General features: G+C 65.2%; 5 protein-coding genes. 3 read left to right on the top strand and 2 right to left on the bottom strand.

Annotated features, from left to right (window positions below; all coding sequences use genetic code 11):
• A partial coding sequence (locus tag HCK04_RS41695) for a hypothetical protein (protein ID WP_205831270.1) occupies window positions 1-236 on the bottom strand: 236 nt, incomplete at its 3' end.
• Between the two features lie 55 nt (window positions 237-291).
• Between HCK04_RS41695 and HCK04_RS39550 the strand changes: the two genes are divergently transcribed.
• On the top strand, window positions 292-6663 hold the full coding sequence (locus HCK04_RS39550; protein ID WP_205831269.1) for a DNRLRE domain-containing protein: 6372 nt from the start codon (window positions 292-294) through the stop codon (window positions 6661-6663).
• 24 nt (window positions 6664-6687) lie between these two features.
• The gene (locus HCK04_RS39545; RefSeq protein WP_142652652.1) at window positions 6688-7116 is read left to right on the top strand and encodes a DUF4259 domain-containing protein; all 429 of its coding nucleotides are present in this window, start codon (window positions 6688-6690) and stop codon (window positions 7114-7116) included.
• A gap of 635 nt (window positions 7117-7751) precedes the next feature.
• Here the strand turns inward: HCK04_RS39545 and HCK04_RS39540 are convergent.
• Window positions 7752-8825: a tyrosine-type recombinase/integrase gene (locus HCK04_RS39540; protein ID WP_142652651.1), complete on the bottom strand. Its 1074-nt coding sequence runs from the start codon at window positions 8823-8825 to the stop codon at window positions 7752-7754.
• A gap of 148 nt (window positions 8826-8973) precedes the next feature.
• Here HCK04_RS39540 and HCK04_RS41690 point away from each other — a divergent pair.
• Window positions 8974-9156, top strand: a 183-nt coding sequence (locus HCK04_RS41690) for a hypothetical protein (RefSeq protein WP_205831268.1), incomplete at its 3' end; no start/stop codon positions are given.

Below are 9156 nucleotides of genomic sequence, written 5' to 3'. Positions count from 1 at the left end.
ACCGGCAGCTCGGCCACCGTCACCTCCGGCAACGATGCCCCCGCCGTCGTTCCGGCCGGGAAACTCACCGACGGGTGGCACATCCGGTGGCGGGCCCGGGCCACCAACACCGGAGCCTCCGTCTCTTCGGCCTGGTCGGCTTGGCAAACCACGACCGTGAACGTGCCGGACCCGCTGGTGGACCAGTTCCAGGTGACCCCGTCGCAGGTGCTGTCGGGGGAGACTGTTACCTCCACCCTCACTCCTGCGCTGGCCGCCCGGGTAACCACACCCGACGCGGGGGCGTCGCGAGTGGAGTTCGAGCTGGAGCACGACCCGGCTGACACCGCCCATGGCACCGGCAGCATCTGGACCATCGGCAACACGCAGACAGGGACGGCCAAGTCCGCAGCGGCTGGCGCCGCCCCCGCCGCCAACGTGCCAGCCTCGAACGCGCCGGCCGCGGATGCGCCGCCATCGCACGTGCAGGACGACGCGCGCATGGGTGCGTCGGTTGAGGCGAAGCGGTCGGGTAAGCCGGTCGCGGTGGCAGGGTTGACCTCGGCGACGAGTTCGACTGTGGCCAACCCGGATGGCAAGACGTTCACCACGACGCTCAGCACCCGTCCGGCCAGGGTCAAGCGGGACGGGGCGTGGGTGCCGATCGACACCAGCTTGGTGGACAAGGACGGCGCCTTGGTGCCCAAGGCCGGGCCCCAGGTGAAGGTGTCCAACGGTGGTGACGGGCCGTTCGCCACTGTGGCCGATGAGGCGGGTAATTCGATTGCGCTGAGCTGGCCGGCCCCGCTGCCCAAGCCGATGGTCGAGCGGAACAAGGCCCGTTATGCCGATGCGGCTGGTCCTGGTGCCGATTTGGTGGTGACGGTGCTGCCTGGTGGTGTCCGCCATGACATCGAGTTGCGCGAGCGCCCCACTGCCCAACTCAACTACCGCATCAACGTGAAGACCACCGGGTGGAAGCTGCAGCAGGACGGCCAGGGCCGGCTCACGCTGACCGACAGTACGGGCAAGCTGGTCGCCCCGTTGGCACAGCCGGTCATGTACCCCGTGTCCGACCGTGGAGAGAGGAAGGCGGGGGACGCCCAGGCCGGGACCAACGCGAATGCGAAGGCGGACGCCAGAACTAAGGAGGCCAAGGGCCGGCACCGGCGCATGGGCCGTATCGCCACCCGCCTCACCGGTGAAGGTGATCACCAGGTGCTGGAGCTGACCCCGGACGCGGCGTTCCTGGCCGACCCCACGCTCACCTACCCGGTGACCGTCGACCCGACAGTGGATTTCTCACCTCAAGCCGACACCTTCGTCGCTAACTGGGACAGCGTCGGCGATACCCACGCCGATGACAATTACCTCGATATCGGCGTTGACGGCGGCGACGTCACGCGCGGCTACCTCAACTTTGACACCGCATTCCTCACCGGTGCGACGGTGGCGCAGGCACAACTGTCGCTGTTCAACTATGGTGCCCCTCAGTGCGCGCCGTTCGGCTCTGGCATTCAGGTCAGGAGGGTGACCTCCGCCTGGGACCCCTACACCGTCACCTGGAACAGCCAGCCGTATGCAACCAGCGAGGACGCGGTAGCCCGCCAGGACGCCTACGACATCGAACGCTGTGGCGACAACGGCATGGGCGGGATACCGGTCACGTGGGACGTCACCGGCATCGCCCAGGACTGGGCCGTCGGCCAACCCAGGTGGGGCCTGCAGATGCGAGCTGCGGACGAGAACGCGGATGAGGACTGGCGCGTCTACGACTCCTCCGAAGGTGCCGTCGCTTACCCTGGCTACTCGCAGGCGCCGGAGCTGACCGTGACCTACTCGCTGCCGTCGTCGTCTCCCACGCTCGGCAACCTGTCGATCACCCCCGTTACCGGGGGTGCGGTGTCGTCGTTGACGCCGACCCTGCACGCCACCGTCTCCGACACTGCCAGCGGGAGCCTGCGGGCCGACTACGAGGTCGAGCACGACCCCGCCTACACCGCAGAAGGCACTGGTCAGATCTGGGCGGGCAGCTCCGCTGGCGTCACCTCCGGCAACGATGCCCCCGCGGTGGTCCCGGCCGGGAAACTGAGCGACGGCTGGCACATCCGCTGGCGGGCCCGCGCCACCAACACCGGCACCTCTACCTCCTCGGCCTGGTCGGCCTGGTCGGCTGCCACCATCAGGGCGGCGCAGGACCCGGTGGTCGACAACGTCGCCTCCGGCACCCAGGCCACCCTCACCGTCCCCGCAGGAAAACTCGGCGACGGGTGGAAGGTCCGCTGGCGCGCCCGCGCGGTCGCCGCCGGCTCCAACACCTCCGCCTGGTCCGGCTGGCAGGCCCTGACAGTGAAGGTCCCAGCCGCCACCGTCTCCCAGCTGCAGATCACTCCCGCCCAGACGTCCGGGCAGACCACCACTGTCACCTCGCTCACCCCGCAGCTGCTGGCCACCGTCACCGACACCTACGGGCAGCCGCTGCGGGCAGAGTTCGAACTCGAACACGACCCTGCCGACACCGCCCATGGCGCCGGCCAGATCTGGACCGCCGCGGTCGACAACGTCGCCTCCGGCATCCAGGCGTCGGTTAGCGTCCCTGGCGGGAAACTGAACAACGCGTGGGGAATCCGCTGGCGTGTCCGGGCGGTCAACACCGCCACCCAGGTGACGTCCGCCTGGTCGGACTGGCAGTCGGCCACCGTCGACATTGGCAATGTCCCGTCTGAGCCGGCGGTGAGCGCGCTACAGGTCGCTCCCTTCCAGGTCGTCGACGGCACCACAGTGACCTCGTCGCTGACTCCGCAACTGCTCGCTCAGGTCACCAATCCCGTCGGCGGCACGATGCGGGCGGAGTTTGAGCTCGAACACGACCCCGCCGACACCGAGCACGGCACCGGCCAGATCTGGACCACCGCGGTCGACGACGTCCCCGCCGGTACCCAGGCGACGGTCACCGTCCCCGCAGACACGCTGAGTGAGGGCTGGCTAGTGCGCTGGCGCGCCCGCGCCGTCGCCGGCGAGGCCGCCTCGGCCTGGTCGGACTGGCAGACCGTCCGCGTTGACCAGCCCGACCCGGTGCTGGGCACCCTGCAGGTCACCCCGTCCGAGGTCGTGGGCGGCAAGACGGTCAGCTCGTCGCTGACCCCGCAACTGCTCGCCCAGGTCACCGACCCCGCAGGCGGGAAGGTGCGGGCCGAGTTCGAGCTGGAGCACGACCCCGCCGCACCCGAAGGCCAGGGCAACGGGCAGATCTGGACCACCGCGGTCGACGACGTGACCTCCGGCACGCAGGCGACCGTAACCGTCCCCGACGGCAAGCTCTCCGACGGGTGGCTGGTGCGCTGGCGCGCCCGCGCCGTCACCGCTGGCGGTACCTCCGCCTGGTCGGACTGGCAGCAGCTGACCGTGACCGACGGCTCGCTCATCCCGGTCGTAGGCAACCCCCGCACCCGCCCTGCCAACAACGGCACGACGATCACGTTGACTCCCGCCCTGCTGGCCACCGTCAGCTCGGCGCAGGGCGGGCAGCTCGGCGCCGAATTCGAAGTCGAGCACGACCCCGCCGACACGCAGCATGGCACCGGCCAGATCTGGACCACTTCTGTCAACGGGGTGACCTCCGGCAACGACGCCACGGTCACCATCCCTGCCGGCACTCTCAGCAACGGGTGGAAGGTTCGCTGGCGCGCCCGCGCTGTCAAGAACGGCATCGACTCGGACTGGACCGCCTGGCAATCGGTCACCGTCAGCGTGCCGAACCACTACGACACGACCTTCGAGTACGACCGCGACGGACAGACGGTCAAGCTGATCGACGCCAACGGCAATGTCAGCACTTTCACTTATGACCTACTCGGCCGCCGCACCGCATCCCACGACCCCGACGCGGGCGACTCCCAGCAGGCCTACGACGATGCTGACCACCTGCTGTGGTCGACCAACGGCAAGGGCCAGAAGGTCTCCTACTCCTACGATGACATCGGCAGGAAGACCGCCGTGTGGTCCGGGGAGCCCAACAGCGGCACCAAGCTGGCCGAGTGGGTCTACGACACGGTCACCACTAATGGGAAGGGGGAACTCACTTCCGCGACCCGGTACCTCGGCGGCAACGCCTACGTGGACACCATCACCGGCTACGACGAGATGGGCCGGCCCACCGGCTCCACGCTGACCATCCCCTCGTCCGAAGGGCTAATGGCCGGCACCTACACCTTCGCCACCACCTACACCACCACCGGGCAGGTAGCCACCTACACCATGCCCGCCGCCGGCGGCCTCCCCACCGAGACCCTCACCTCCACCTACACCGACCTGGACCTCCCCTCCCGGATGACCAGTGGTCTGGGCGGAGGGTTCACCTACATCGACTCCACCACCTACTCCGGCACCGGACGCCTGACCGACCGCGCCTATGGAGCAGGCGGGAAGATCAGGCGGCACCTGGACTGGGACCCGAACACCGGGCGAATCAAAAGCGTCACCACCACGACCAAGGCCGACACCAGCGGCCCCGTAACGGCGCAGGACGACCGCTACACCTACGACCTCTCCGACGAGATCACCAAGATCCTCGACGCCGCCGCAGCCAGCGGCGGCAGCACCGGCCAGTACGAATGCTTCACCTACGACGGCCTGCACCGCCTGTCCCAGGCCTGGACCACGACCGCGACCGACTGCGGCCAGGGCACGGCCTCGGCCGACAACCAGGGCATCGACCCCTACGCCCAGTCCTACACCTACGACGGCGCCGGCAATATCACCAGCCTGACCTCCAACGGTCAGGCCGCCATCTACGACTATCCCCAACCGGGAACCGATGCGGTCCGTCCCAACGCGGTCACCGCCATCAGTCGTCCCACCGGCACCGACACCTACGCCTACGACAACGCGGGTCAGCTCACCTCCCGCACCGTCGGCGGCAAGGCCGGCACCTTCACCTGGAACGAACTCGGCCAGCTGGACAAGGCCACTATCGACGGCCAGGACACCACCATGGTGTACGACGCCGACGGCGAACGCCTCATCCGCCGGGCCCCCGGTGGCAAGGCCACCCTGTACCTCGGCTCCATGGAAATCGAGGTCAACGGCGACAGCATCACCGGCAAGCGCTACTACACGGCCTCCGACGGCGCCACCATCGCCATGCGCACCGGCGGTGACGGCGTCACCTGGCTGATGTCCGGCCTGCACGGCTCCACCCAGCTCGCCGTCGACGACACCACCGGCAAAGTCTCCCGCGAACGCTACCTGCCCTATGGTCAGCGCCGCGGTGCCGACGACCTCCCCTTCACTGACCGAGGCTTCCTCGGCAAAACAGAAGACGACTCCACCGGCCTGGACTACCTGTCCGCCCGCTACTACGACCCTGCCATCGCCAAGTTCCTAAACACCGACCCCCTCCTCGACCTCCGCAAACCCCAATGGGCAAACCCCTACGGCTATGCCGGAAACAACCCTATTGGCACGTCCGATCCAACCGGACTTTCCCCGGAGCCTGAAAATTGCAAGGCCAACCCAAGTCAGCTCTGCCTCGAATGGATGACCACCCACAAGTTGGTTAATGGCCACTGGGTGGAAACCGGCTTTGGCTCTATCGATCTGAAATTGCCGGCAGGTGTAGATAAAGATAAATTTACAAAAGAGTGGGTAAAGAGGTATCACGATCAGGTCCTTGGTTCTCCAGGCATTCACTACCCCGGCATTCAGCAATCAGAAGAGTATGCACTCGCCCTAAGCATTTGCTGGGATATAGGATGTCCGAAATCGTTCATCGGTTACCTCCTGAATGGCTTTCATGCTAATAACAGCGCCATAGGAATGTATGACGGCGATGACCGTACTATCGGCAGCAACTACCGTTATGGACGTAACTCGGGTCGTTTCGGCAAGGGCAAGCTAGGCTGCAATAGCTTCGTCCCCGGCACCGAAATCCTCATGGCCGACGGCAGTCACAAGCCCATCGAAGAGGTAGGAATCGGTGACGAAGTCCTGGCCGCCGACCCAGTTATCGGGGAAGTGCTGGCTGAGCCGGTCCTCAATGTCATCGAGGGTAGGGGCGACAAGGATCTCATTAAAATTACCGTCGATATCGACGGTCCGAGCGGCGATAAGACGGGTGTCATTCTCGCCACCGACCAGCACCCGTTCTGGTCCGAGGACCAAGGGCACTGGGTCAACGCTAAGCACCTCGACCCTGGAACATGGCTTCGTACAGCTGCCGGCACTCACGTCCAGATCACTGCAGTCAAGAGCTGGACTGCCCACGATCAGGAGGTGCACAACCTCACGATCGCGGCTGTTCATACGTACTTCGTAGTAGTCGACAACACGCCGATCTTGGTGCACAATGCACCTTGCCGGCCGGGAACAAAGTTCAATGTACCAGCCCAGCCTGGTGTCTATGTCATTCACTTCAAGGACGGCAGCAAATATGTAGGAAGCGCTACCAAGAGCATGCGAGATAGGACCAACAAGTCTATGAGTTCAAGGCATGCAGTCAGGAAAGCGGGCTATACAATGGACGATATAGTCAACGTAACCTACTTCAACGTGCCTCCCGGAACGAGTAAGACTGCCCTTCGCCGCATGGAGCAGACTGTGATGGAAGGCATGAAGCTGCAAGGATTTCGCCTTGTAAATCTTAGAGACCCCGAAATAGCCGTCCCTATGGGCGGTTACTACTAATGACTTGGATGCCGAGGTGAATGAATGGGGACCTGGGGTTCGGGGCCGTTCGACAGCGACACTGCCGAGGACTTCCTAGAGGAACTAGAGGATCAGTCCGCGATGGAGCGGCTGACCACTCTGCAACGCATCTTCGGTACTGCCGTGGAGGCACCCGGTAGTTCGACCATCGAGGTGCTACCTGAGGAGGTGACAGCCGCTGCCGCCGTCGTCGCAGCCAATATGCCAACAGGGAGGAATCTATCTTGGAATGAGAATGAGGATTATGCCATCACGGAATGGCTGGACAAGCCAATCCCGCCTGATCTTGCCATCGCAGCTGCGCAAGCAATGGAAGTAACGTTTCCCCCAGATGGTTGGTACTGGCGAAGCTGGAAGAAAGACGAGGATAGAACGGCGGCACAGACTATTATGGAAACACTGCTATCCGTGCTGCGTGCCCATACTGGGTAGCGAACGCACAGGTCAACTGTTCTCGACTGTCGAGCCGGGAGTCAAAGGGTTGCCTTCGGGCAAGTTCTGTGATTGGGTTTTAAACCCATCGCAGGCAGTGTGCGGGTGGCCGCCCAGTACGGCGGTGTGACTGGCGTCCCGCCCTTTCTCGCGTCGAATCATCTAAATCTGTGCTCGCGAACCGACGCCTGAGGATCGTCTATCCATAAGGTCGAGCTGGCCTTTCAGGGTGTCATTGTCCAACTCGATGAGCTGCGGATCGGTTTGAGGTGCTGCTCGCTTGAGGTGCTGCTCGCCGGGGCGGGGTGTGCAGTTGCGGTAGGACGCGCGGCAGCCGCACCTCTCGTTCGGCTAGGTAGGCGTCCAGCTCGCCGGAGACGTACCCCCTTGTCCGGGACGATCAGTGCGATCAGGTGCCGGTGTCACCTCGCCTACTTCATGGAAGCACACTTCCCGGAACTACTCAGCGGCGGGCATAAGCCAACCCGCCACATTGGGTTGTTACGCATGACGCCCGTCACATGTACGGAGCTGGACAGATCAGCGATGTCTCGAGCCAACTGGTCATGCCGAGGGACATGGACAGCCCGGACCAAGTCGCGGTGCCTTGTCCCCCTGCACAGTCGCCGCCCCGGTCACAGGCCCACGCGCAGCATCGGGTTGTTCTTCCACTTGTCGCGATGGCGGATGTACTGCATCACCACCGGGGACTTCTCCGACCACCGGCCGTGCTGGCAGATTCCCGACATCGTTGCGCCGGCGTCGGCCGCGTCCGTGGCCCCGCCGGCGCGCAGGCCATGCGCGGAGTAGCGGTCGGCGTGCGGTAGCTCGGCAGCTCGGGCGGCTTCCTTCACTACCAGGTTGATCGCCTCAGGGGTCATGCGGATACCGTCGCCGCGGCCGGCCCGCCGTACGGGCATGCCGTCGTCGCCGATCGCGCCCGCGATCCGGCCGTTCTTGTCGATCGCGCGGAACACCGGTCCGCTGGTGATGCCGTGTTCTGCGAGGACTTCCAGCCATGCCGACTCGACCCGCACCGGGCAGGTCCCCGGATGAGAGCCGTACGGCAGCGGCACGCTGACGCCGCGAGCGTCGCGGTCGGTCTTCGACATCGCGATGAAGATCTCCAGCCCTTCCCGCAGGAAGGTCAGGTCCCCGATGTTCAGATTGTGCAGCTCGATCCGGCGGGTCATCGCCGCGTACCCGACGGTCAGGATGGCCCGGTTGCGCTGTCCTGCGGGCGTGTCTTCCGGCTGGGCCTCGATCATCGCCCGCAGGATCTCGATGGTGATGGGCAGCGAGCGCCGCGGACGGAAGCCGGCCTTGGCCCGCAGCTTGCGGTAGGCGCGCAGGGCCTCCCGGATCGGCCGGGTGTTCGGCCGCTCGGCGCCCGTGTCGGTGTGAATGGACAAGATCGCCGAGACTGCCCGGTCGACCGTGGCCGGGGCCCGGCCCAGGGTGGTCAGGTAGGCGATGTAATTGAGGACCGTCGCCGTGGTGGCCGGCAGCGGGGATGCGCCGTTGGCGGCGCACCAGTCGGAGAACCTCGCCCAGTCCCCGGTGTAGGCCCGATGGGTGTTGTCCGAGCGGGCCTGCTGGAGCAGTTCGGCGGCCTCGTCGCTCAGGACCTCCTCCACGGCGGCGAGGTCCAGGGGTCGCGGGACGATACGTCCCTCGATAGCCGGTTCTCGCTCCACTTCGCCATGCATGTCCGAATTACCTCAAGATCCTCGAAGCTGATTTCCGATAACATACATTATCGGAATTCAACATCCATCGAATCAAGGGGTAGGGGACTATCGGCGTCTCGAGCTGTGCCGGAGGTCGAACAGCACCGGCAATTCGAAGGGGGACGACATGTCCGGGTTGCTGGCAGGAACTGAGCGACGAGGAACGCTGGCACTTCGCGGGATCATCCTCACGGCCGCTCCGGTAACCCTTGCAAACCTCTGGAGATCGGGGACCCGCCTGATGGTCCTGGCTGCTTTCAGAGACGCGCGATTCAACCCGCTCTACCCCCTCAAGGACGAGCAAGCGGAG

Source organism: Microbispora sp. CL1-1 (assembly GCF_012034195.1).
In the GTDB taxonomy this organism is placed as follows: domain Bacteria; phylum Actinomycetota; class Actinomycetes; order Streptosporangiales; family Streptosporangiaceae; genus Microbispora.
Note: the sequence above shows the minus strand (reverse complement) of the source record. Positions and strands in the feature narration are given on the sequence as shown.

Bases quoted from the DNA above. Each gene is read 5' to 3' on its own strand.
- HCK04_RS39545 (WP_142652652.1), top strand. From the start codon at position 6,688: ATGGGGACCTGGGGTTCGGGGCCGTTCGACAGCGACACTGCCGAGGAC.
- HCK04_RS39540 (WP_142652651.1), bottom strand. From the start codon at position 8,825: ATGCATGGCGAAGTGGAGCGAGAACCGGCTATCGAGGGACGTATCGTC.